Source organism: Salmonella sp. 32120201201600049SM, assembly GCF_017572835.1.
Taxonomy (GTDB): Bacteria; Pseudomonadota; Gammaproteobacteria; order Enterobacterales; family Enterobacteriaceae; genus Salmonella; species Salmonella enterica.
Window position 1 is genome coordinate 96022 of sequence record NZ_JAGESA010000002.1, and the last position, 24352, is coordinate 120373.

General features: G+C 52.7%; 22 protein-coding genes and 5 tRNA genes. 11 read left to right on the forward strand and 16 right to left on the reverse strand.

What is annotated here, in order from left to right; translation table 11 throughout:
* Positions 1-333 precede the first annotated feature (333 nt).
* From proV to emrB, 7 genes are all read left to right on the forward strand, one after another.
* Positions 334-1536, forward strand: a complete 1203-nt coding sequence (proV, locus tag J4650_RS06415) for a glycine betaine/L-proline ABC transporter ATP-binding protein ProV (RefSeq protein ID WP_000985529.1) — start codon at positions 334-336, stop codon at positions 1534-1536.
* Positions 1529-2593 (forward strand): glycine betaine/L-proline ABC transporter permease ProW, encoded by a 1065-nt coding sequence (proW, locus tag J4650_RS06420; protein WP_023993709.1) that lies wholly within the window; start codon positions 1529-1531, stop codon positions 2591-2593. The genes proV and proW overlap by 8 nt, the downstream gene beginning before the upstream one ends.
* Before the next feature lie 69 nt (positions 2594-2662).
* The gene (gene proX / locus J4650_RS06425; RefSeq protein ID WP_001216618.1) at positions 2663-3658 is read left to right on the forward strand and encodes a glycine betaine/L-proline ABC transporter substrate-binding protein ProX; all 996 of its coding nucleotides are present in this window, start codon (positions 2663-2665) and stop codon (positions 3656-3658) included.
* A gap of 164 nt (positions 3659-3822) precedes the next feature.
* Positions 3823-5007, forward strand: a complete 1185-nt coding sequence (locus J4650_RS06430) for an MFS transporter (RefSeq protein ID WP_000165758.1) — start codon at positions 3823-3825, stop codon at positions 5005-5007.
* A 496-nt stretch (positions 5008-5503) separates the two neighbouring features.
* Positions 5504-6034 carry a transcriptional repressor MprA gene (gene mprA / locus J4650_RS06435; protein WP_000378431.1) on the forward strand — a complete coding sequence of 177 codons (531 nt, stop codon included), beginning with the start codon at positions 5504-5506 and terminating at the stop codon, positions 6032-6034.
* 126 nt (positions 6035-6160) lie between these two features.
* Positions 6161-7333: a multidrug efflux MFS transporter periplasmic adaptor subunit EmrA gene (emrA, locus tag J4650_RS06440; RefSeq protein ID WP_001275603.1), complete on the forward strand. Its 1173-nt coding sequence runs from the start codon at positions 6161-6163 to the stop codon at positions 7331-7333.
* Between the two features lie 16 nt (positions 7334-7349).
* Positions 7350-8888 (forward strand): multidrug efflux MFS transporter permease subunit EmrB, encoded by a 1539-nt coding sequence (emrB, locus tag J4650_RS06445; RefSeq protein ID WP_001187298.1) that lies wholly within the window; start codon positions 7350-7352, stop codon positions 8886-8888.
* Positions 8889-8936: 48 nt separating this feature from the next.
* Here emrB and J4650_RS06450 read toward each other — a convergent pair whose 3' ends face one another.
* The 15 genes from J4650_RS06450 to pncC all read right to left on the reverse strand — a co-directional run bounded on the left by J4650_RS06450 (position 8937) and on the right by pncC (position 20626).
* Entirely contained in the window at positions 8937-10307 is a 1371-nt protein-coding gene (locus tag J4650_RS06450) for a carbohydrate porin (protein ID WP_000645137.1), read from the reverse strand.
* A gap of 345 nt (positions 10308-10652) precedes the next feature.
* The gene (gene luxS, locus J4650_RS06455; RefSeq protein ID WP_001130193.1) at positions 10653-11168 is read right to left on the reverse strand and encodes an S-ribosylhomocysteine lyase; all 516 of its coding nucleotides are present in this window, start codon (positions 11166-11168) and stop codon (positions 10653-10655) included.
* Between the two features lie 149 nt (positions 11169-11317).
* Positions 11318-12874, reverse strand: coding sequence for a glutamate--cysteine ligase (gshA, locus tag J4650_RS06460; RefSeq protein ID WP_000611821.1), 1557 nt, complete (start codon positions 12872-12874; stop codon positions 11318-11320).
* A 76-nt stretch (positions 12875-12950) separates the two neighbouring features.
* Positions 12951-13376 (reverse strand): YqaA family protein, encoded by a 426-nt coding sequence (locus J4650_RS06465; RefSeq protein WP_001279499.1) that lies wholly within the window; start codon positions 13374-13376, stop codon positions 12951-12953.
* Positions 13373-13939: a fructose-1-phosphate/6-phosphogluconate phosphatase gene (yqaB, locus tag J4650_RS06470; RefSeq protein ID WP_000271296.1), complete on the reverse strand. Its 567-nt coding sequence runs from the start codon at positions 13937-13939 to the stop codon at positions 13373-13375. Before yqaB ends, J4650_RS06465 begins: the two co-directional genes overlap by 4 nt.
* Before the next feature lie 249 nt (positions 13940-14188).
* Positions 14189-14265: transfer RNA gene (locus J4650_RS06475), tRNA-Arg, on the reverse strand.
* Between the two features lie 61 nt (positions 14266-14326).
* Positions 14327-14403 (reverse strand) — tRNA-Arg (locus J4650_RS06480).
* A gap of 62 nt (positions 14404-14465) precedes the next feature.
* Positions 14466-14542 (reverse strand) — tRNA-Arg (locus J4650_RS06485).
* A 61-nt stretch (positions 14543-14603) separates the two neighbouring features.
* Positions 14604-14680: transfer RNA gene (locus tag J4650_RS06490), tRNA-Arg, on the reverse strand.
* A 3-nt stretch (positions 14681-14683) separates the two neighbouring features.
* Positions 14684-14776: transfer RNA gene (locus tag J4650_RS06495), tRNA-Ser, on the reverse strand.
* A gap of 303 nt (positions 14777-15079) precedes the next feature.
* Positions 15080-15265: a carbon storage regulator CsrA gene (csrA, locus tag J4650_RS06500; protein ID WP_000906486.1), complete on the reverse strand. Its 186-nt coding sequence runs from the start codon at positions 15263-15265 to the stop codon at positions 15080-15082.
* Between the two features lie 234 nt (positions 15266-15499).
* A complete protein-coding gene (gene alaS / locus J4650_RS06505) occupies positions 15500-18130 on the reverse strand; it encodes an alanine--tRNA ligase (protein ID WP_023994246.1) in 2631 nt (876 codons plus the stop codon).
* Between the two features lie 235 nt (positions 18131-18365).
* A complete protein-coding gene (gene recX, locus J4650_RS06510) occupies positions 18366-18866 on the reverse strand; it encodes a recombination regulator RecX (protein ID WP_001294863.1) in 501 nt (166 codons plus the stop codon).
* A gap of 116 nt (positions 18867-18982) precedes the next feature.
* On the reverse strand, positions 18983-20044 hold the full coding sequence (gene recA / locus J4650_RS06515) for a recombinase RecA (protein ID WP_000963150.1): 1062 nt from the start codon (positions 20042-20044) through the stop codon (positions 18983-18985).
* 84 nt (positions 20045-20128) lie between these two features.
* Complete coding sequence (gene pncC, locus J4650_RS06520; RefSeq protein WP_000132239.1) at positions 20129-20626, reverse strand: nicotinamide-nucleotide amidase; 498 nt, start codon at positions 20624-20626, stop codon at positions 20129-20131.
* Between the two features lie 195 nt (positions 20627-20821).
* Between pncC and J4650_RS22770 the strand changes: the two genes are divergently transcribed.
* Positions 20822-21067, forward strand: coding sequence for a hypothetical protein (locus J4650_RS22770; RefSeq protein ID WP_001519391.1), 246 nt, complete (start codon positions 20822-20824; stop codon positions 21065-21067).
* Between the two features lie 37 nt (positions 21068-21104).
* Here the strand turns inward: J4650_RS22770 and mltB are convergent, their stop codons facing one another.
* Positions 21105-22184, reverse strand: a complete 1080-nt coding sequence (gene mltB / locus J4650_RS06525; protein WP_000476826.1) for a lytic murein transglycosylase B — start codon at positions 22182-22184, stop codon at positions 21105-21107.
* 252 nt (positions 22185-22436) lie between these two features.
* Here mltB and srlA point away from each other — a divergent pair, with 252 nt between their 5' ends.
* The 3 genes from srlA to srlB are packed head-to-tail and all read left to right on the forward strand — an operon-like array spanning position 22437 to position 24342.
* Positions 22437-23000, forward strand: coding sequence for a PTS glucitol/sorbitol transporter subunit IIC (gene srlA, locus J4650_RS06530; protein ID WP_000573335.1), 564 nt, complete (start codon positions 22437-22439; stop codon positions 22998-23000).
* Positions 22997-23968, forward strand: a complete 972-nt coding sequence (locus J4650_RS06535) for a PTS glucitol/sorbitol transporter subunit IIB (protein ID WP_000199039.1) — start codon at positions 22997-22999, stop codon at positions 23966-23968. Before srlA ends, J4650_RS06535 begins: the two co-directional genes overlap by 4 nt.
* Positions 23969-23979: 11 nt before the next feature.
* Positions 23980-24342, forward strand: coding sequence for a PTS glucitol/sorbitol transporter subunit IIA (gene srlB, locus J4650_RS06540; RefSeq protein WP_000111553.1), 363 nt, complete (start codon positions 23980-23982; stop codon positions 24340-24342).
* The last annotated feature ends 10 nt before the right edge of the window (positions 24343-24352 follow it).

The following is a 24352-nucleotide window of genomic DNA, read 5'->3' on the forward strand; positions in this document are numbered from 1 at the left end:
CGTTACATTTTCCATGCCTTTATTTCAAGCAATAGGGAGTCAAATCGCGCAAATATTACAACATGTCCTACACTCAATACGAGTGACATTATTCACCTGGATTCCCCCAATTCAGGTGGATTTTTGCTGGTTGTTCCAAAAAATATCTCTTCCTCCCCATTCGCGTTCAGCCCTTATATCATGGGAAATCACAGCCAATAGCACCTCGCAATATTCATGCCAGAAGCAAATTCAGGGTTGTCTCAGATTCTGAGTATGTTAGGGTAGAAAAAGGTAACTATTTCTATCAGGTAACATATCGACATAAGTAAATAACAGGAATCATTCTATTGCATGGCAATTAAATTAGAAGTGAAGAATCTGTATAAAATATTTGGAGAGCATCCGCAGCGTGCCTTCAAATATATTGAAAAGGGACTATCGAAAGAGCAAATACTGGAAAAAACGGGGCTATCGCTTGGCGTTAAAGACGCCAGTCTGGCCATTGAAGAAGGCGAGATATTTGTCATCATGGGATTATCCGGTTCGGGTAAATCCACAATGGTACGCCTTCTCAATCGCCTGATTGAACCCACCCGCGGACAGGTACTGATCGACGGCGTTGATATTGCCAAAATATCAGACGCTGAGCTTCGCGAGGTGCGCAGGAAAAAGATTGCGATGGTCTTCCAGTCATTTGCGCTCATGCCGCATATGACCGTGCTGGATAATACGGCATTCGGTATGGAATTAGCGGGCATCGCGGCGCAAGAGCGTCGCGAAAAAGCGCTGGACGCCTTGCGTCAGGTGGGGCTTGAGAATTACGCTCACGCCTACCCGGATGAACTTTCCGGTGGGATGCGTCAGCGTGTTGGGCTTGCCCGCGCGCTGGCAATCAACCCTGATATCTTATTAATGGATGAAGCGTTTTCCGCCCTCGATCCATTAATTCGTACCGAAATGCAGGATGAGCTGGTGAAATTACAGGCGAAACATCAGCGCACCATTGTCTTTATTTCCCACGATCTTGATGAGGCTATGCGTATTGGCGACAGGATTGCCATTATGCAAAATGGCGAGGTCGTACAGGTTGGTACGCCGGATGAGATCCTGAATAATCCGGCAAATGATTATGTCCGCACGTTCTTCCGTGGCGTGGATATTAGTCAGGTCTTTAGCGCCAAAGATATTGCCCGTCGCAGTCCGGTCGGATTAATTCGTAAAACGCCAGGTTTTGGTCCCCGTTCGGCACTGAAATTATTACAGGACGAAGACCGTGAATATGGTTACGTCATTGAGCGTGGCAATAAATTCGTGGGCGTCGTGTCCATCGACTCATTAAAAGCGGCATTAAGCCAGGCGCAAGGGATTGAAGCGGCGCTTATCGACGACCCTTTAGTCGTTGATGCGCAAACCCCACTCAGCGAGTTGCTCTCTCACGTCGGCCAGGCGCCCTGCGCGGTGCCGGTTGTCGATGAAGAACACCAGTATGTTGGCATTATTTCAAAACGTATGTTGCTACAGGCTTTAGATCGCGAGGGGGGTAACAATGGCTGATCAAACGAATCCGTGGGATACCGCACAGGTGGCCGATACTACGACGCAAACGGCTGATGCCTGGGGAACACCGGCAGGCGTAGCCACGGACGGCGGCAGTACCGACTGGTTGAACAGCGCGCCCGCGCCAGCCCCTGAACACTTTTCTCTTCTGGCCCCGTTCCATAAAACGCTGATCCCACTGGATAGCTGGGTCACAGAGGGAATCGACTGGGTCGTCACCCATTTCCGTCCCCTTTTTCAGGGGATTCGTGTGCCGGTGGATTACATCCTTAACGGCTTTCAGCAACTGCTGCTGGGAATGCCCGCCCCTGTGGCGATTATTCTCTTTGCGCTGATTGCCTGGCAGGTTTCCGGTGTGGGCATGGGGATCGCGGCGCTGATATCGCTGATCGCCATCGGCGCGATCGGCGCCTGGTCGCAGGCGATGATTACCCTGGCGCTGGTGCTGACCGCCCTGTTGTTCTGCGTCGTGATCGGATTACCGATGGGAATCTGGCTGGCGCGCAGCCCGCGCGCGGCCAAAATAGTTCGTCCGCTGCTGGATGCGATGCAGACCACGCCCGCGTTTGTCTATCTGGTGCCGATTGTCATGTTATTCGGCATCGGTAACGTGCCGGGCGTGGTGGTGACGATTATTTTTGCTCTACCGCCGATTGTACGCCTGACGATCCTGGGTATTAACCAGGTGCCTGCCGACTTAATTGAAGCGTCGCGCTCGTTCGGCGCCAGCCCGCGCCAAATGTTGTTCAAAGTGCAACTACCGCTGGCGATGCCCACCATTATGGCAGGCGTTAATCAGACGCTGATGCTGGCTCTCTCAATGGTCGTCATCGCCTCGATGATTGCGGTCGGTGGGCTTGGCCAGATGGTACTACGCGGCATTGGTCGTCTTGATATGGGGCTGGCAACCGTCGGCGGCGTCGGCATTGTGATTCTCGCCATCATTCTGGACCGTCTGACGCAGGCCGTCGGGCGCGACTCGCGTAGCCGCGGTAACCGTCGCTGGTATACCACCGGTCCTGTTGGGCTAATCACCCGCCCTTTCGTTAAGTAACTCTCCTGACGCCCGGTGACATTGCGCTTACCGGGCTTACAACTCCCTACCATAATTAAAGGAACAACGATGCGACATACCGTGATATTTGCCTCAGCGTTTGCCACCCTTGTCACCGCCAGCGCTTTCGCTGCCGACCTGCCTGGCAAAGGCATTACCGTTCAACCTATCCAAAGCACGATTTCTGAAGAGTCCTTCCAGACGTTACTGGTCAGCCGGGCGCTGGAAAAGTTGGGTTATACCGTAAATAAGCCGAGTGAAGTCGATTACAACGTAGGCTATACCTCCATCGCCTCTGGCGATGCGACGTTTACCGCCGTGAACTGGCAGCCGCTGCATGATGATATGTATGCCGCAGCAGGCGGAGACAACAAGTTTTACCGCGAGGGCGTCTTCGTCTCCGGCGCTGCGCAGGGCTATCTGATCGATAAAAAAACCGCCGAGCAGTACAACATCACCAATATCGCTCAGCTAAAAGATCCGAAAATCGCCAAAATCTTCGATACCAATGGCGACGGAAAAGCGGACATGATGGGCTGCTCGCCGGGCTGGGGCTGCGAAGCCGTGATCAATCACCAGAATAAAGCGTTTGATCTGCAAAAAACCGTTGAGGTCAGCCACGGTAACTATGCGGCGATGATGGCTGATACCATTACCCGTTTTAAAGAAGGCAAGCCGGTGCTGTATTACACCTGGACCCCGTACTGGGTGAGCGACGTAATGAAGCCGGGTAAAGATGTCGTCTGGCTACAGGTGCCGTTCTCCTCCCTGCCGGGCGAACAGAAAAATATTGATACTAAACTGCCGAACGGCGCGAACTATGGGTTCCCGGTTAATACTATGCATATTGTCGCCAATAAGGCATGGGCGGAGAAAAACCCGGCGGCGGCGAAACTGTTCGCCATCATGAAGCTGCCGCTGGCGGATATCAACGCGCAGAACGCCATGATGCATGCCGGTAAATCGTCTGAAGCCGATGTTCAGGGCCACGTGGACGGCTGGATCAACGCCCACCAGCAGCAGTTTGACGGCTGGGTGAAAGAAGCGCTGGCCGCGCAGAAATAAGATCGTTTTTTATGCCGGATAAAGCGCAGTTCATGCGCCGCTATCCGGCCTATTCAATCTCTCCTCAAAGCGCACGATTCATCACGTCACCGTTCCCCTTTATTCATCAACATCCGCTATGATTGTTTTCCCAGGAAATAATTATCTGAATCACGATTACCATAATGACGAAACCCACTCATGAGCTTAGCCCGGCGCTGATCGTTTTAATGTCTGTGGCCACGGGTCTGGCGGTCGCCAGCAACTACTATGCCCAGCCGCTGCTTGATACCATCGCGCATCACTTTTCGCTTTCCGCCAGCTCCGCAGGGTTTATCGTTACCGCCGCGCAGTTGGGCTATGCCGCTGGCCTGTTGTTTCTGGTGCCGCTCGGCGACATGTTTGAACGCCGAACGCTGATTGTCTCCATGACGTTGCTGGCGGCTGGCGGAATGCTGATCACCGCCAGCAGTCAGTCGCTTAGCATGATGATACTCGGAACGGCCTTAACCGGACTGTTCTCCGTGGTGGCGCAGATTCTGGTTCCGCTGGCCGCCACACTTGCGACGCCCGCCACCCGCGGTAAAGTGGTCGGCACCATTATGAGCGGCCTGTTGCTGGGGATCCTGCTGGCGCGAACGGTCGCCGGACTGCTGGCAAACCTCGGCGGTTGGCGCACCGTATTTTGGGTAGCGTCGGCGCTGATGGCGCTGATGGCCGTCGCGTTATGGCGCGGACTGCCAAAGCTCAAATCCGACACCCATCTTAACTACCCGCAACTGTTGGGTTCTGTATTCAGCCTGTTTATTCACGATAAGCTGCTGCGTACCCGCGCACTGCTGGGCTGTCTGACCTTTGCTAATTTCAGCATCCTCTGGACATCAATGGCCTTTTTGCTCGCCGCGCCGCCGTTTAGCTACTCCGAGGGGATGATTGGCCTGTTTGGCCTGGCGGGGGCCGCCGGCGCTTTAGGCGCGCGTCCGGCTGGCGGATTTGCCGATAAAGGTAAATCTCACCTCACCACCACGTTCGGCTTACTGCTGCTGTTACTCTCCTGGCTGGCTATCTGGCTTGGGCACACCTCGGTACTGGCGCTGATTATTGGCATTCTGGTACTGGACCTCACCGTTCAGGGGGTACATATCACCAATCAGACGGTCATCTATCGTTTGCATCCGGATGCGCGTAACCGGCTCACCGCCGGCTATATGACCAGCTACTTTATCGGTGGCGCCGCGGGGTCGCTGATTTCCGCCTCCGCCTGGCAACATGCCGGCTGGGCCGGCGTTTGTCTGGCGGGTGTCACGGTAGCCTTACTTAATTTACTGGTCTGGTGGCGAGGTTTTCACCGACAGGAAGCCGTAAATTAAGCGGATAGTGAGCGTTTACCTTTGTTTAAGCTCCTTAGGGTGTTAAGGAGCTCCCCAGTCTGTTAAGGTTATGCTATTCATTTATCATGGTTATTTTTATACCGGTGAAGAATAATATAATTCTATGGAAAGCCCTGCATCCCCATCTGCTCCCAGGCCAATAGCGCCCGTTCAAGGATTCGAAGGTCGTTCACCGATAGCTATCCGTGATATTCCGGTGGCTTTTGCATCGGGTTGTAAGGCCGTTTACCCGGCTTTCGCCCCTCCCGCTTATCGTTCTCTCCTGATTTTTTCATGCAGGCACTCACGCTTTTCTCGTCATTCCTGGATTTGCCGCAGGCGGCGCTTTACCGGGCCCAATGTTCCCGCTGGCGTCTCAGTCTGCGTATCATTGGTTGCTTTATAGCCTGAAAGAATGATTTTGTATTAATAATACATTTACTTTATTTGTCACTGTCGTTACTATATCGGCTGAAATTAATGAGGTCATGCCCAAATGGATAGTTCGTTTACGCCCATTGAACAAATGCTAAAATTTCGCGCCAGCCGTCACGAAGACTTTCCTTACCAGGAAATTCTTTTGACTCGTCTTTGTATGCACATGCAAGGCAAGCTCCTGGAAAACCGCAATAAAATGCTGAAGGCTCAAGGGATTAACGAGACGTTGTTTATGGCGTTGATTACGCTGGAGTCTCAGGAAAACCACAGTATTCAGCCGTCTGAATTAAGCTGCGCGCTGGGTTCATCTCGCACCAATGCGACACGCATTGCAGATGAGCTGGAAAAACGCGGCTGGATTGAGCGTCGTGAGAGCGATAACGACCGCCGTTGCCTGCATCTGCAATTAACGGAGAAAGGTCAGGCATTTTTGCAAGAAGTGCTTCCGCCTCAGCATCATTGTCTGCATCAACTCTGGTCATCACTTAGCACAGCCGAAAAAGATCAACTTGAGCACATCACTCGTAAACTCCTGACGCGTCTTGATCAAATGGAGCAGGAAGGCACTGTTCTTGAGGCGCTGCGCTAAAGCGCCGACCCGCTCAAAAATCCAGATTAATAACAGGAAAGCGGACAGGCCGGCACGCATTACTGCTGGCCTTTCTGACAACAGGTCGGCTCAGCCGATGTGAATAATAAGATCGTGGAGAACAACATGAGCGCAAATGCGGAGATCCAAACCCCGCAGCAACCGGCTAAGAAGAAAGGCAAGCGCAAAACAGCGCTGCTACTTCTTACCTTGCTCTTTGTTATTATTGCCGTGGCATATGGAATTTATTGGTTTTTAGTATTGCGTCATATTGAAGAGACAGATGATGCTTACGTGGCAGGGAACCAGGTTCAAATCATGGCGCAGGTGTCAGGCAGCGTGACGAAAGTCTGGGCTGATAACACCGACTTTGTAAAAGAGGGCGATGTTCTGGTCACGCTCGATCAGACTGACGCCAAACAAGCGTTTGAAAAAGCCAAAACGGCGCTGGCCTCCAGCGTGCGCCAGACGCACCAGTTGATGATTAACAGCAAGCAGTTGCAGGCGAATATCGACGTGCAAAAAACCGCCCTGGCGCAAGCGCAAAGCGACCTTAACCGTCGTGTGCCGCTGGGTAACGCCAATCTTATTGGCCGTGAAGAGCTGCAACACGCCCGCGATGCCGTCGCCAGCGCGCAGGCACAGCTGGATGTCGCCATTCAACAGTACAATGCCAACCAGGCAATGATACTCAACAGTAATCTGGAAGATCAGCCTGCGGTTCAACAAGCGGCGACCGAAGTGCGTAACGCCTGGCTGGCGCTGGAGCGTACTCGCATCGTCAGTCCAATGACCGGTTATGTTTCCCGCCGCGCCGTCCAGCCTGGCGCGCAAATCAGTCCCACCACGCCGCTGATGGCCGTGGTGCCTGCAACCGATCTGTGGGTGGACGCTAACTTTAAAGAGACCCAATTAGCGAATATGCGCATTGGGCAGCCAGTGACGGTGATTACTGATATTTATGGCGACGACGTAAAATACACCGGTAAAGTCGTCGGTCTGGATATGGGAACAGGCAGCGCCTTCTCCCTGCTGCCCGCGCAAAATGCGACGGGTAACTGGATTAAAGTGGTTCAACGTCTGCCGGTACGCGTCGAACTTGACGCCCGCCAGTTAGAACAACATCCGCTGCGTATTGGTTTATCGACGCTGGTCACCGTGGATACCGCTAATCGCGACGGTCAGGTACTGGCCAGCCAGGTACGAACGACGCCGGTTGCCGAAAGTAACGCACGCGAAATTAATCTCGCGCCGGTCAATAAACTGATCGACGACATCGTACAGGCTAACGCGGGTTAATCCTGAGGTGCGTGTGATGCAACAGCAAAAACCGCTGGAAGGCGCGCAGCTCGTCATCATGACGATCGCACTGTCGCTGGCGACATTCATGCAGGTGCTGGACTCCACCATTGCCAACGTGGCGATTCCGACCATCGCCGGGAACCTGGGTTCTTCCCTAAGCCAGGGGACATGGGTTATCACCTCTTTCGGGGTGGCGAACGCTATCTCGATTCCCTTAACCGGCTGGCTGGCGAAACGTTTTGGCGAAGTCAAACTGTTCATGTGGTCGACGGTCGCCTTTGCCGCGGCTTCCTGGGCCTGTGGCGTATCCAGCAGTCTGAATATGCTTATCTTCTTCCGCGTGGTGCAGGGCGTGGTCGCCGGGCCGCTGATTCCGCTCTCGCAAAGCCTGTTGCTGAATAACTATCCGCCTGCAAAGCGCTCCATTGCGCTGGCGCTCTGGTCAATGACCGTCATTGTCGCGCCGATTTGCGGCCCGATTCTGGGGGGCTATATCAGTGATAATTACCACTGGGGATGGATTTTCTTCATCAACGTGCCGATTGGCATCGCCGTCGTCCTGATGACGTTACACACGCTGCGTGGACGTGAAACGCATACCGAACGGCGACGTATTGACGCCGTCGGGCTGGCGCTACTGGTGATTGGCATCGGCAGCCTGCAAATTATGCTCGATCGCGGTAAAGAGCTGGACTGGTTCTCCTCGCAGGAAATTATCATCCTGACCGTGGTCGCCGTCATCGCCATCAGTTTCCTGATCGTCTGGGAACTGACCGACGATCACCCTATCGTCGATCTTTCTCTTTTTAAATCGCGTAACTTCACGATTGGCTGCTTGTGCATCAGCCTTGCCTATATGCTCTATTTCGGCGCCATTGTTCTACTGCCGCAGCTTTTGCAAGAGGTGTACGGCTATACCGCAACGTGGGCAGGTCTGGCGTCGGCGCCAGTCGGCATTATTCCGGTAATTTTGTCGCCGATTATCGGACGCTTCGCGCATAAACTGGATATGCGCAGGCTGGTCACGTTCAGCTTCATTATGTACGCCGTCTGTTTTTACTGGCGCGCCTGGACGTTCGAACCGGGTATGGATTTCGGCGCTTCCGCATGGCCGCAGTTTATTCAGGGATTTGCCGTCGCCTGCTTCTTTATGCCGCTGACCACCATTACGCTCTCCGGGTTACCGCCAGAACGGCTGGCAGCGGCATCAAGCCTGTCGAACTTCACGCGAACGCTGGCAGGTTCAATTGGCACCTCGATTACCACCACTATGTGGACCGATCGTGAGTCGCTACACCATGCTCAGCTCACGGAGTCGGTTACGGCGTATAATCCAAACGCTCAGGCTATGTACGATAAACTGGAAGGCTTAGGGATGACGCACCAACAGGCGTCAGGCTGGATAGCCCAGCAAATCACGAATCAGGGGCTGATTATTTCCGCCAACGAAATCTTCTGGATGTCGGCGGGGATCTTCCTGGTGCTGCTCGGCCTGGTGTGGTTCGCCAAACCGCCCTTCGGTGCGGGCGGCGGCGGTGGCGGCGCGCACTAACTATCTGATAAAAGGGATCTGCGGATCCCTTTTTTAGTAGACCAACAATCAGAAGAAATATTTGAATCTCAGACGCCCGCCGTAACGCGCATCTTCACTGTTATCGCCATTATTCGGATTGGCCTCTACCCATGAAGCATAGGCACCGAGGTAGATGTTAAAGTTTTTCATATCCATCACGTTGGGGAATAAATATGAGGCATGAATAGTGTGAATGTCATAATTGCCGGGATCGGTGATCCAACAATCGTCCTCACAAACGGCATCAATATTGGTAGCATTGAAGGCTTCGATTTTGTTATGCGCATAGATATAACCCAGTTCAAATCGATGCCACAGCGCATTCACCCCAGCGGTAAAATCTGTCTCATCGGTCGCATCCATATAGGCGGTATTCAGGTTAATCACTGCGCCATCTTCCGGGTCAGTTTTTTGACCATTCCAGGTCATGGTAAAACCATAGCCCGTACGATCTGACTGATCGATCCACTTCCCATTCTCATAATAGCCATAGGCGTTGTTAACGACGTTACTTTCCATCGCTATCGCCGTTGAAAAACGCCCGTTTTGCCAGGCGATAACCGGACGGACGTAAGCCACGTTTTTATCGTTGGTTAAATCCATTCCGTGGTACTGCTTCTCTGTATATAACGTACTGCCATTTTCCAGCAATGTGTTAACTTCGAAATACCAGTTGTCGATGGTTTTGCTCAGCAGGAAGTTACCCCCACTGTCGCTACGTCCCCGTCCTTCTTTCATCATATAGATATAGCCGTAACCGTCACTGTAAAGATCGTTCGCTGTATTCCCCGAATATTCAATAAACGTATCCTGATTCAGCGGGAACATATCGTAGGCTTCAAAACGACCAACCTTAATTTTCCAGTCATTCTCACGACCAAAGAAGAAAACGGCATCATCAAGGTTCATTTTTCCGGTCAGGTCCGCCAGAGGCTGTACAGAGAATCCGGCAAAATTACCGTTGTCCAGTCGCTGGTAGCCATCAAAGCCCAGCAACAAGCGCCCGTTAATATCCCAGCGTTCATTGGTTCCTGATGCCCAATCTTTATTCGCTGACGTTCTCATCGAGGTCAGGCTACCGGAACGGCTTGCCGCATCCATATTAAATTCGACATCGCCATAGAACTTAATATCGCTGAATCCGGATAAGGTCAGCTTCGGCGGCGTTTTATCTGCTGCAATGGGCTCGGCGGACTGGACATTCACCGTCGGCGTAGCGGCGACCTGCTGCTGTTTCAACGAGCGAATTTGCGCCTCGGCATCGGATGCCCGTTTTTCAGCATTAACAACACGTTGCTCCAGTTCAGCCAGACGCTGCTCAATAGTGATATTATTCGCTGCCCAAAGGTTATGAGAAAAGCAAGCACCGATCATCAGCGCCAAATATTTAGCCTTCATTTTTTATCCCTTAAGTTTGATGTATACCAGATAAGATTTGCTAAAAACCCCATCGACCGGCTATTAGTAGAGTCTTGTTATTACCTGGATATCTGGCGCATTCCATTATGTTTTTCTATTAATTATTTATGATTTTTAGTTTATGTGATCAATACACTCTGGCATCGTGAGTTATCCGCCTTTTCTGTTTACCAGATCACATTTTATTATTTAACAGGCCAGGCATTACTTAATTTAAAATGTATTCTCGCCGCAAATATAATAAACGCAAATTATATTAAGCAATAAAAAACCCCGGCCATAGACCGAGGTTAATTTAAATACTGGAAACGCTTACCAATAAGACTAAATATGCAGTTCCTGCAGTTTTTCTTTCGGCAGCGCCAGCTCTTTATTGCTGTTCACGCGCACATCACACTCCAGAATATGACGGGCAATGTCCTGCGCTTCACTGAGCGAGTGCATCTGATACGTACCGCACTGGTAAACGTTCAGCTCCGGGATCTGGTTTTGATCCTGCACTTTCAGCACATCCGCCATCGCCGCTTTCCAGGCGTCGGCAACACGCTGCTCGTCCGGCGTGCCAATCAGGCTCATGTAAAAGCCGGTGCGGCAGCCCATCGGCGAGATATCGATAATCTCAACGCCGTTACCGTTGAGGTGGTCGCGCATAAAGCCAGCAAACAGATGCTCAAGCGTATGAATCCCTTTTTCCGGCATCACTTCTTTGTTCGGAATGCAAAAACGCAGATCAAACACGGTGATTGCGTCGCCATGCGGGGTGTTCATCGTTTTTGCAACCCGGACCGCCGGCGCTTGCATCCGGGTATGATCGACTGCGAAGCTATCTAATAATGGCATTTAGTCACCTCCGATAATTTTTTAAAAATAAACTGAACTCTTTGTTCCGGGGCGAGTCTGAGTATATGAAAGACGCGCATTTGTTATCATCATCCCTGTTTTCAGCGATGAAATTTTGGCCACTCCGTGAGTGGCCTTTTTCTTTTGGGTCAGGCGTGTTTCGCAAGCCACGCGGCAAACGGCTCGGTATCCGCCGCCTCAATCTCCTGCTGACGACGTACTGAAGCGTCACGTTCAGCAATAAACTCTTCTTCCTGTAAAATCTCCAGCGGCTCTTCGCGTAACAGATTACGGTAAGCCTCACCGAACGCTTTCCCGGTGCCGCCAATGCCTTCATCAATCATAGACCGTAGGATCCGGGCGGAGAATGTCAGTTCAGGATTATCAAAGCAGGCGACCAACTCATCACACACCTTTTGATACTCTTCTCCCCCGTGGATACTGTCCAGCGTTTGCGCCACGCGTTTCAGATCGCGGAAGAGATCTTTCCCTACTTTGGGCAGCGGGAACTGCGCAGTTTCACAGCCAATGCCTAACGTCAGGCCCGGCTTACGCCCTTCCAGAATAACGCGATTCCAGTTAGTACGCGTACATAACAGCTCATCGCTACTCATTTCCGGCGCATCGGCCAATACGCACCAGACCATAAACAGATCGAGGAAGCGCACCTGTTGCTCGTCTACGCCGATCGGTGAGAACGGGTTAATATCGAGAGAACGAACTTCAATATACTCAATACCACCACGCAGAAGCGCGTCAGAAGGCGATTCGCCGCTGCGCGTCACGCGCTTGGGACGAATGGGTGCGTACAGCTCATTTTCAATTTGCAGAACGTTGCTGTTAATCTGTAGCCGCTTACCGTCTTTTTCCACACCAATCCGCGCGTACTCCTCGGAAGGGGTTTTAATCGCCCGCTTCAGACCTGCCACATACTCATGCAAATCGTTAAACGTAATTCCGAGATTGCTTTGCGACTTATTGGTATAGCCCAAATCACTCAAACGCAGCGACGTCGCATACGGCAGGTAGTACATACCGCAGTCCGTTTTTTCAAACGGTAATGTGGTTGGCTTTCCTTGCAGGAAAGAGGAACAAATGGCCGGAGACGCGCCAAACAGATAGGGGATGACCCAGCCAAAACGGTAATAGTTGCGAATCAGACGAAAATAGCCGGCAGAAATTTTTTCTTTTGCCGCTTCGCCTTCCGTAACGCCGCATTTCGCCTGCCAGAACGCCATCGGTAATGAAAAATTGTAATGTACGCCGGAGATGGTTTGCATCAAGGCGCCATAACGATTTTTCAGCCCTTCGCGATAGAGCGTCTTAAAGCGCCCGGTATTGGATGTGCCGTACTGCGCCAGCTCTATGTCCTGCCCTTCCGCAATATAGCAGGGCATACTTAATGGCCACATCCGCTCATCGCCCAGTTTCCTGGCCGTATACCGATGGAGATCGCGCATAAAGGTGAGCATATGCTGGATATCGCCATCGACTGGCGTAATAAACTCCAGTAGGGCTTCCGCAAAATCCGTGGTAATCCATTTATGGGTCAGCGCTGAACCTAACGCTTCAGGATGACCTGTTGTCGCCAGCGTGCCATCAGCATTGACACGCAGCGTTTCGCGCTCTAACCCGCGCTGTATCCCCTTTAACGCCTGAGGATGTTTTTCCAGCCAGGCCAGAGCCTGTGATACGTCCGGGATCAAATTGACCTCCCGCCTGTCCAAATCGTTTTAATAAGCATAACTGTAATGGCGGCCATACATGCCAAACCTACAATTATTACCACCACATCATGCCCTGAACCGTCGCCGCTGCGAGCGCAACATAGCGCAGCGCCTTACCAAGACACAAAAAAAAGATCGTCCGCCCCCACGGGATGCGCATCCATCCCGCTAACAGGCACAACAAATCACCGATAACCGGCATCCAGCTTAATAATAGTGTGGCTGCGCCATAACGCTTTAGCCAGCCAGTCGCTTTTTCCTGCCAGCGCGACGTTTTGCGCAGTGGAAAGAAACGCCCAAGAATAACGTTAGTTACCCCTCCAAGGCTATTACCCATTGTTGCTGTTAAGACTAAGACCCAGGGATGACTGACGCCGGAGACCAGCATAGCAACCAAAACCACCTCAGAATTACCGGGTAACAGCGTCGCGCTGAGAAAACTACTGGCAAACAGAGACAGGAGCGACAGTCCGTCACTCACAATAGTCGGACATCCACGGCATCCATTCCCGCCGCCCGCGCCGCCTGTAAACCAAAATCGGCATCTTCAAATACCACGCACTGCGTCGGCATGACGCCCATCCGCTGGGCGCACAGTAGGAAGGTGTCAGGCGCAGGTTTGTGATGCTGTACGTGATCTGCCGCCACAACCGCATCAAAATAACGACGCAGCCCCAGATGCGCTAACAGGGCTTCCGCGATAGCGCTTTCGCTACCGGTACCGACCGACATGGGACGCCGCCCATGCCACGCTTTAACCACCTCAACCAGCGGCAGCGGTTCTACGCAGTCCAGCAGGATGCTTTTTACCGCGTCGGTTTTCTCACGCGCCAGTGACAGGGGATCAAGATCGGCATGGTTAAGCTCAATGATTGACTGGGCGATAAGCCAGGTTGGCGAACCGTTAAGCGCGACCATTGCCTGTTCATCAAAACGAAGACCATAGCGCCCCAAAACCTCACGCCACGCTTTGCGATGCGTGGGTTCGGTATCCAGGAGAGTACCGTCCATATCAAAAATCAAACCAGCATAACGTGCGTACATCGTGTTCTCGCAAACCGAATAACCAGACAGTACTTTATCGCAATTGGTTGATTTTGTCGCTAATAGAGATGAAGAGGTATATTCAGGATAAGGGGAAAAGCGATTGCAGGGCAGTGACGTATCCGGGAGGATTATTCACCTTATGGGCCGTTGCTGACGCAACGTTATCCTTCTGATACCAGCGGTGATTACCGCTATCTTATCTGCATCTTCATCGCTGAAAGTATGGAGAATAAAGTATGGAGAATATGGTGCATCCGGGAGGATTCGAACCTCCGACCGCTCGGTTCGTAGCCGAGTACTCTATCCAGCTGAGCTACGGATGCATCGGGAAACTTACTTTACTGCAGATTTTGATACCGCGGGAAAGCCGTATCAAGTAAGGGATGGTGCATCCGGGAGGATTCGAACCTCCGACCGCTCGGTTCGTAGCCGAGTACTCTATCCAGCTGAGCTACGGATGCATCGGAAAACTTGCTTTACTGCCGATATTGATACCGCGGTGAAAGCCGTATCAAGTAAGAGATGGTGCATCCGGGAGGATTCGAACCTCCGACCGCTCGGTTCGTAGCCGAGTACTCTATCCAGCTGAGCTACGGATGCATCGGGAAACTTACTTTACTGCAGATTTTGATACCGCGGGAAAGCCGTATCAAGTAAGAGATGGTGCATCCGGGAGGATTCGAACCTCCGACCGCTCGGTTCGTAGCCGAGTACTCTATCCAGCTGAGCTACGGATGCAAATGGCGGTGAGGCGGGGATTCGAACCCCGGATGCAGCTTTTGACCGCATACTCCCTTAGCAGGGGAGCGCCTTCAGCCTCTCGGCCACCTCACCACACGCCTCTTACGAGTGCTTCGAAGAACTTGTTCTGCTCATCGTCGCTGCGTGGCGCACATATTACTTTCTGGGACTTATAAGTCAAACAATTTTTCCAGAGCTTTTATCGTTTGCACACTTCACGCTCAATTAGTCTGTAAAAAAGCCAAAAAGAGTGTTTTATCAACAGATAATTTGATGACACGCTGGCCGCCAAAAGCGCACCATATCAACAATGAGGTTGAAAAAAGTCATGAAGGGACAACGCGGGCGAGCGAGAAGAGAGGCTGCGTCTCACCCGAAAAGTGAGACGCGAAAACCTTAGTAACTGGACTGCTGGGATTTTTCAGCCTGGATACGCTGGTAGATCTCTTCACGATGGACAGAAACTTCTTTCGGGGCGTTCACGCCAATACGCACCTGGTTGCCCTTCACCCCTAAAACTGTCACGGTGACCTCATCGCCAATCATGAGGGTCTCACCAACTCGACGAGTCAGAATCAGCATTCTTTGCTCCTTGAAAGATTAAAAGAGTCGGGTCTCTCTGTATCCCGGCATTATCCATCATATAACGCCAAAAAGTAAGCGATGACAAACACCTTAGGTGTAAGCAGTCATGGCATTACATTCTGTTAAACCTAAGTTTAGCCGATATACAAAACTTCAACCTGACTTTATCGTTGTCGATAGCGTTGACGTAAACGCCGCAGCACGGGCTGCGGCGCCAACGAACGCTTATAATTATTGCAATTTTGCGCTGACCCAGCCTTGTACACTGGCTAACGCTGCAGGCAGAGCTGCCGCATCCGTACCACCGGCTTGCGCCATGTCCGGACGACCGCCACCCTTACCGCCCACCTGCTGAGCGACCATACCAATCAATTCCCCTGCTTTAACCCGGTCGGTCACATCCTTCGACACGCCCGCAATCAGAGAAACCTTACCTTCAACAACCGTTGCCAGTACGATAACGGTAGACCCCAGTTGATTTTTCAGATCATCAACCATGGTTCGCAGCATTTTCGGCTCAATACCAGCAAGCTCGCTGACCAGGAGCTTCACGCCGTTGAGATTGACCGCTTTACTGGAAAGATTTGCACTCTCCTGCGCTGCGGCCTGGTCCTTCAACTGCTGCAACTCTTTTTCCAGCTGACGTGTACGTTCCAGTACGGCACGCACTTTGTCGCCCAGATTCTGGCTGTCGCCCTTCAGCAGATGCGCAATATCGTTTAAGCGATCGCTTTGCGCGTGAACGGTGGCCATAGCGCCTTCACCGGTTACCGCCTCAATACGACGAATGCCCGCTGCGGTGCCGGACTCAGAGATAATACGGAATAGACCGATATCACCGGTACGACTGGCGTGAGTACCGCCGCACAGTTCGGTAGAGAAATCGCCCATGCTCAGAACGCGTACACGTTCGTCATATTTCTCGCCAAACAGCGCCATGGCGCCTTTCGCCTTCGCCGCTTCGAGATCCATGATGTTCGTTTCAATCGGCAGGTTGCGACGGATTTGCGCATTCACCAAATCTTCAACCTGACGAATCTCCGACGGCTTCATCGCTTCATTGTGCGAGAAGTCGAAGCGCAGCACTTTATCGCTAACCAGCGAGCCTTTCTGCGCAACGTGTGTCCCAAGCACCTGGCGCAACGCCGCGTGCATCAGGTGCGTGGCGGAGTGGTTCAGACGGATACGTGCGCGGCGCGCTTCATCTACGTCAGCCTGTACCGCATCGCCCACTTTCAGAGCGCCCGCAGACAATTTGCCGAGGTGACCAATCGCCTGACCATATTTTTGCGTGTCGTCCACAGCGAAAGTAAATCCAGCGCCTTTCAGCTCGCCTTTATCACCAACCTGACCGCCTGATTCCGCATAGAATGGGGTCTGATCCAGCACGACAACTGCTTCCTGTCCCGCGTTAATCGCTTCAACCGCTTTACCATCGACAAACAGCGCGGTCACTTTGCCGTTCAGTTCCAGATGGTCATAACCTTTAAATTCAGAAGCGCTATCAACGCGGATCATCGCGTTGTAGTCCGCGCCAAAACCGCTAGCTTCGCGCGCGCGACGGCGTTGCTCTTCCATAGCGGCTTCAAAACCGGCTTCATCGACTTTGATGTTGCGCTCACGGCAGACGTCCGCCGTTAAATCGACCGGGAAACCATAAGTATCATACAGACGGAAAGCGGTTTCGCCGTCCAGGGTATCACCCTGCAATTTCGCCAGTTCTTCATCCAGCAGCGCCAGACCGCGCTCCAGCGTACGGGCGAACTGCTCTTCTTCCGTTTTCAGAACCTGCTCGACCTGCGCCTGCTGACGTTTCAACTCTTCGCCTGCGGAGCCCATTACCTCAATCAGCGGCCCAACCAGCTTGTAGAAGAAGGTCTCTTTCGCGCCCAGCATGTTGCCGTGACGCACCGCGCGACGAATAATGCGACGCAGCACATAGCCACGGTTTTCATTCGACGGCAGCACGCCATCGGCAACCAGGAATGCGCAGGAACGGATGTGGTCGGCGATAACGCGCAGCGATTTATTACCCAGATCGGTGGCGCCGGTGACTTTCGCTACCGCTTCAATCAACGTGCGGAACAGGTCGATGTCATAGTTAGAGTTAACGTGTTGCAGTACCGCGGCAATACGCTCCAGCCCCATACCGGTATCTACAGACGGTTTCGGCAATGGTTCCATCGTCCCGTCAGCCTGACGGTTGAACTGCATAAAGACGATGTTCCAGATCTCAATATAGCGATCGCCGTCTTCTTCCGGGCTTCCCGGAGGGCCGCCCCAGATGTGGTCGCCATGATCGTAGAAGATTTCGGTGCACGGACCGCAGGGACCGGTGTCGCCCATCTGCCAGAAGTTATCCGATGCGTATGGCGCGCCTTTATTGTCGCCGATACGGATGATACGCTCGCGCGGGATGCCGACTTCTTTTTCCCAGATCTCATAGGCTTCGTCGTCGGTTTCATAGACGGTGACCCATAAACGCTCTTTTGGCAGAGCAAACCAGTTTTCACCGGTCAGTAATTCCCATGCGAACTGAATGGCGTCGTGTTTGAAGTAATCGCCGAAGCTGAAGTTGCCCAGCATTTCGAAGAAAGTATGGTGACGTGCAGTGTATCCGACGTTTTCCAGGTCGTTGTGTTTACCCCCCGCGCGTACGCAACGCTGGGAAGTGGTTGCACGGGAATAATTACGTTTATCGAGCCCAAGGAAAACATCCTTGAACTGGTTCATCCCGGCATTGGTAAACAACAGAGTGGGGTCATTGTTAGGCACCAAGGAACTGCTGGCAACTACCTGATGCCCTTTACTATGGAAAAAGTCGAGAAACGCCTGACGGATCTCAGCGGTGCTCTTGCTCATAATTATCCTGAAATCAAGCTACACTTCATCCTTCAGGCCGCCTCTGCGTTGGCTGCGAGTTTCCCGGTCACGCGTTCCCGAGGCTCACTTGCCGCTTTGATGCGGCTTGAATGATTTTGTGTATTTAAGGAATATTCGTCGCAGACGCTGTTCGCCGTTAAGCAACCCGCGTCCAGACGGAAAAAGTGGGAATAAGATAAGTTTTCTTTACCGGGAAGTAAAATCCCGTATGCGCTCAATCTGCAAAATTTCGCCATATTTGCTGGATATCGTCCATCAGATACCCGCGATAGAGCAAAAAGCGCTGTACCTTAACCTTTTCTGAAAAGTTTGAAGGGAGCGGCTCGCCATATTTGCGAACGGCCTGTTCACGTGCCATTTCACTCCAGTCAATTTCACATTCTCGCATCGCTTTTTCAGTCGATTCACGGGAAATGCCTTTCTGATTCAACTCCTGGCGAATACGCGCCGGGCCATAGCCTTTGCGGCTACGACTGGCGATAAAGCGCATCACGAAACGCTCGTCATCAAGATAGTGATGTTCGTGGCACCAGGCGATCACGCGTTCATAATCGTCTGCCGTCGCATCAATCTCTTCCGGCCCATTTTTGCCCATCACCGGCGCGGAGAGTTTACGCCGTAATTCCTGCTCGCTGTGATCGCGGACAGCAAGAATACGTACCGCACGATCAAGGAGACGAGCATAAGCGGGACGGCGCGATGTGGGTTCACTCATAAAAAACCTTAACAAGGAGAAATGCCAAAAGGGCCGCATAAATGCAGCCCTTGATGGTAATTTAACGTTTTGCTGAATGGCGGCTTCGTTTTGCCCGACCCACCATCACCTGATGATTAAAAATCTTCGTTGGTTTCTGCAACGCCTTCGCTATCGTCAACGGCGAAATCGGGCGTGGCATTCTGATTACTCAACAGTAATTCACGAACCCTTTTCTCGATCTCTTTCGCTGTCGCCGGGTTCTCTTTCAGCCAGGTAGTCGCGTTCGCTTTACCCTGGCCAATCTTCTCGCCGTTGTAGCTGTACCATGCGCCCGCTTTCTCGATCAGCTTCTCTTTCACGCCCAGGTCAACCAGTTCGCCATAGAAGTTGATGCCTTCACCGTAGAGGATCTGGAACTCGGCCTGCTTAAACGGCGCGGCGATTTTGTTTTTCACCACTTTCACACGCGTTTCGCTACCCACGACATTATCGCCCTCTTTCACCGCGCCAATACGACGGATATCAAGACGAACAGAGGCGTAGAATTTCAGCGCGTTACCGCCGGTGGTGGTTTCCGGGTTACCGAACATCACGCCAATCTTCATACGGATCTGGTTGATGAAAATCAACAGCGTGTTGGACTGTTTCAGGTTCCCCGCCAGCTTACGCATCGCCTGGCTCATCATACGCGCCGCGAGGCCCATGTGAGAGTCGCCAATTTCGCCTTCGATTTCCGCTTTCGGCGTTAGCGCCGCTACGGAGTCGACCACAATGACGTCCACCGCGCCTGAACGCGCCAGCGCGTCACAGATTTCCAGCGCCTGCTCGCCGGTATCCGGCTGAGAACAGAGCAGGTTATCGATATCGACGCCCAGCTTGCGTGCGTAAACAGGGTCAAGCGCGTGTTCCGCATCGATAAACGCACAGGTTTTACCTTCACGCTGCGCAGCGGCAATCACCTGTAGCGTCAGGGTCGTTTTACCGGAAGATTCCGGCCCGTAAATTTCGACGATACGCCCCATCGGCAGACCGCCCGCACCGAGTGCGATGTCCAGTGAAAGCGAACCGGTGGAGATAGTTTCCACATCCATAGAACGGTCTTCACCCAGACGCATGATGGAGCCTTTACCAAATTGCTTTTCAATTTGGCCCAGTGCTGCCGCCAACGCTTTCTGTTTGTTTTCGTCGATAGCCATTATTACTCCTGTCATGCAACTTGGTATTGAACCGGATAGTGAATTCGTACTGTTGAAGCAATTATACTGTATGCTCATACAGTATCAAGTGTTTTGTAGAAATTGTTGCCACAGGGTTTGTAGCGCGTACGTCGTCGCCTGTCGGCGCACCGATTCACGGTCGCCGCTGAAGCATTCCCGACGCGTAATCCCTTCTCCGCTGACGCTGGCGAAAGCAAACCACACCGTACCAACCGGCTTTTCTTCACTGCCGCCATCCGGCCCGGCAATCCCGCTAATAGCGACAGCAAAATCGGCGCGAGCGGCCTTCAGCGCCCCGATCGCCATTTCGACCACTACGGGTTCGCTGACCGCGCCATGCTGCGCCAGCGTCTCTTCACGCACGCCAATCATCTGCGCTTTGGCTTCATTACTATAGGTGACAAAGCCGCGTTCAAACCAGGCGGAGCTTCCGGCGATGTCGGTAATGGCTTTCGCCAGCCAGCCGCCGGTACAGGACTCTGCTGTCGTTACGGTCGCCCCGCGCGCTTTTAACGCCAGCCCGACCTGCTCGCTAAGCCGCATCAGTTCACTGTCAGTCATCATGACCTCTGTCAGTTAGAAATCCTGCCGCACAAGATAGCACTTTCTCACCAGAGATGGGGACGAGCAGTCGATTTTACGAGTCGGATTCCGAAAAAATGCCAGCAGGTTATTTATGCAGAATGAAATGAGGTAGCACATGACTAAATAGCAGTACCATGTCGCTAAATTTACACGCATGGAGAGAAAGCAAGGATGTCACTCAAAAAAACGGAAAGCACACAGCACAAACTGAAACAAACCTGTCAACTACGGCTGTGGTTAATTGTGGGTGGAGTATGTTCATTAGGAATGGGAGTACTGAATATATTGTCGTCAGGCTATTTTGAACCGTATGATGGCGGTCAAATTATCTTAGGCCTGGGATGTCTGGGATATAGTCTGGCACTATCAAAGAAGATATCCCACTTGCAGGCAGAGAATCAGCCCAAAAAGCCATAATAATAGCGGAGGGGGTGCTCCCCTCCCTAAGCGTAAATTAGCGCACCCGCGCCAGCGCTACCGCCTGGCCCAGTTGCCAAACCGCCATCGCATAATGCGTGCTGTGGTTATATCGGGTAATGGTGTAGAAGTTCGGCAGGCCGTACCAGTACTGGTAGCCCGTACCGATATCCAGACGCAGCAGGCTGGCTTCCTGATGATTGCCCAACGATTGCTGCGGCGTTAAGCCTGCGGCGGCAAGCTGAGAGAGACTGTATTTTGTTTTGAAACCATTCGCCAGTCCCGGCGCCTGACCATTCGCTGGCACCGCAACCGTATCGCCTTTCACCCAACCATGCGCCTTGAAGTAGTTCGCCACACTGCCGATGGCATCTACCGGATCCCACAAGTTAATGTGCCCATCGCCATTGAAATCGACCGCATATTCTTTATAGGAAGACGGCATAAACTGGCCGTAGCCCATCGCGCCCGCAAAGGAACCTTTCAGATTGAGCGGATCGTCTTGCTCATCGCGCGCCATGAGCAGGAAGGTTTCCAGCTCGCCGGAGAAATATTCCGCCCGGCGCGGATAGTTAAATGACAGCGTCGCCAGCGCGTCCAGAATCCGTGTTTTCCCCATAATACGTCCCCAGCGGGTTTCCACGCCGATAATCCCCACGATGATTTCCGGCGGTACGCCGTATACCTGCCAGGCGCGGTTCAGCGCGTCTTCATACTGATTCCAGAACGCGACGCCGTTTTGCACGTTATCCGGCGTAATAAATTGTTTGCGGTAGCGCAACCAGGCGCCATTTGGTCCGGCGGGCGGCTGAGTGGTCGGCGCTTGTCTGTCCATCAGACGCAGGACGTAATCCAGTCTTTTAGACTGCGAGAGGATCTCCTGCAGCTGCTGACGGTCGAAACCGTGTTTGCTGACCATTTTATCAATGAACTGCTGCGCATTAGGGTTGTTGGCGAAGTCGCCGCCCATTTGCATGACGTTATGCTGCGGCTCAAGCAGGAAGCCGCCGGAAGACGTGCCAGTCGTCGCTTGAGTCTCGGAAGATTTTGGCGTGCTGCTACAGGCAGCAAGCAATACGCAAAGTGGAAGTAACGCTACATAACGACGCTTGAACATGAGACATCCATTAAACAAATTCAGCCAGGGAGAAGTATGGTAAAGCATCCCCCGCCGCACAAGGAAGCGGCACAAGAGAATAAATCACCTTTCTCCTCTTTTCAGTTTGTATCCTCTCCCTCGCCCCGCAATCTTTCAACTTAAAATATTTTTCTTTTATTTTGCGATCACAATAACACTTTTGAATCTTTCAACATGATTACAATGAACAGGAAATTAGCAAGAAAACTAAAAACCCTACAGGAGAGAACAATGATCGAAACCATTACACATGGTGCGGAGTGGTTCATCGGGTTATTCCAGAAAGGCGGAGAGGTGTTTACCGGTATGGTGACAGGTATTCTTCCGCTACTGATAAGCCTGCTGGTTATCATGAATGCGCTCATCAATTTTATCGGCCAGCAGCGTATTGAGCGTTTTGCCCAACGTTGTGCCGGAAATCCGCTATCTCGTTACCTGCTTTTACCGTTTATCGGGACATTTGTTTTTTGTAATCCGATGACCCTGAGTCTGGGACGCTTTATGCCGGAGAAGTACAAGCCGAGCTATTACGCGGCGGCCTCCTATAGCTGTCACTCCATGAACGGTCTGTTTCCGCATATCAATCCCGGCGAACTGTTTGTTTATCTGGGTATCGCCAGCGGACTCACCACGTTAGGGCTTCCTCTCGGCCCGCTCGCGGTGAGCTATCTGCTGGTAGGTCTGGTGACGAACTTCTTCCGCGGTTGGGTCACCGATCTCACCACCGCTATTTTTGAGAAAAAAATGGGGATTCAACTTGAGCAGAAAGTTCATCTGACAGGAGCGGTATCATGACACGGGTTCGTATTGAGAAAGGCGCCGGCGGCTGGGGCGGCCCGCTTGAACTGGACGTTACGCCAGGCAAAAAGATCGTCTATATCACAGCCGGTACGCGCCCGGCGATCGTCGACAAACTGGCGCAACTAACAGGCTGGCAAGCGGTGGACGGCTTTAAAGAAGGCGAACCGCCGGAAGCGGAAATCGGCGCGGCCATTATCGACTGCGGCGGTACGCTGCGCTGCGGTATCTATCCGAAACGCCGGATTCCAACCATTAATATTCACTCGACGGGTAAGTCCGGCCCACTGGCGCAGTATATTGTTGAGGATATTTATGTCTCCGGCGTAAAAGAAGAAAACATTACTCTTGTCGGCGAAACGCCTGCCAGTCCTCAGCCTGCCAAAACGACATTAGGACGTGACTACGACACCAGCAAAAAAATCACCGAGCAGAGCGACGGGCTGCTGGCAAAAGTCGGTATGGGAATGGGCTCCGCCGTGGCGGTACTGTTCCAGTCCGGTCGCGACACCATTGATACGGTCCTGAAAACAATCCTGCCGTTTATGGCGTTCGTTTCGGCGCTGATCGGCATCATTATGGCCTCAGGTCTTGGCGACTGGATCGCCCACGGTCTTGCGCCATTAGCCAGCCATCCACTGGGGCTGGTGACGCTGGCATTGATCTGCTCGTTCCCGCTGCTGTCGCCCTTTCTCGGCCCTGGCGCGGTTATCGCTCAGGTCATTGGCGTCCTGATCGGCGTTCAGATAGGCCTGGGCAATATCCCCCCGCATCTGGCGCTTCCCGCCCTGTTCGCGATTAACGCGCAGGCGGCCTGCGACTTTATCCCGGTCGGCCTGTCACTGGCGGAAGCGAAACAAGACACCGTTCGCGTCGGCGTACCTTCTGTGCTGGTCGGACGCTTCCTGACTGGCGCGCCCACGGTACTTATCGCCTGGTTTGTTTCCGGCTTTATCTATCAATAAGAGGTTCAGACATGAGCGTGATTTATCAAACCACCATCACCCGTATCGGCCAGAGCGCGAAGGAGGCGCTCGGCGAACAGATGCTGATTACGTTTCGGGAAGGCGCGCCGGCGGATATCGAAGAATTTTGCTTCATCCATTGTCATGGCGAACTGACCGGCGCGCTGCAGCCTGGCGCGCGGTGTGAATTGGGCCAACATTGCTATCCGGTCACGGCGGTCGGCAGCGTAGCCGAGCAAAACCTGCGTGAACTGGGGCATATCACTTTGCGCTTCGATGGTCTGCGTGAAGCGGAATTTCCCGGCACCGTACACGTTGCGGGGCCTGTACCGGACGATATCGCGCCGGGCTGTATTTTGACGTTTGTCGCTTAAGGAGAAAAAA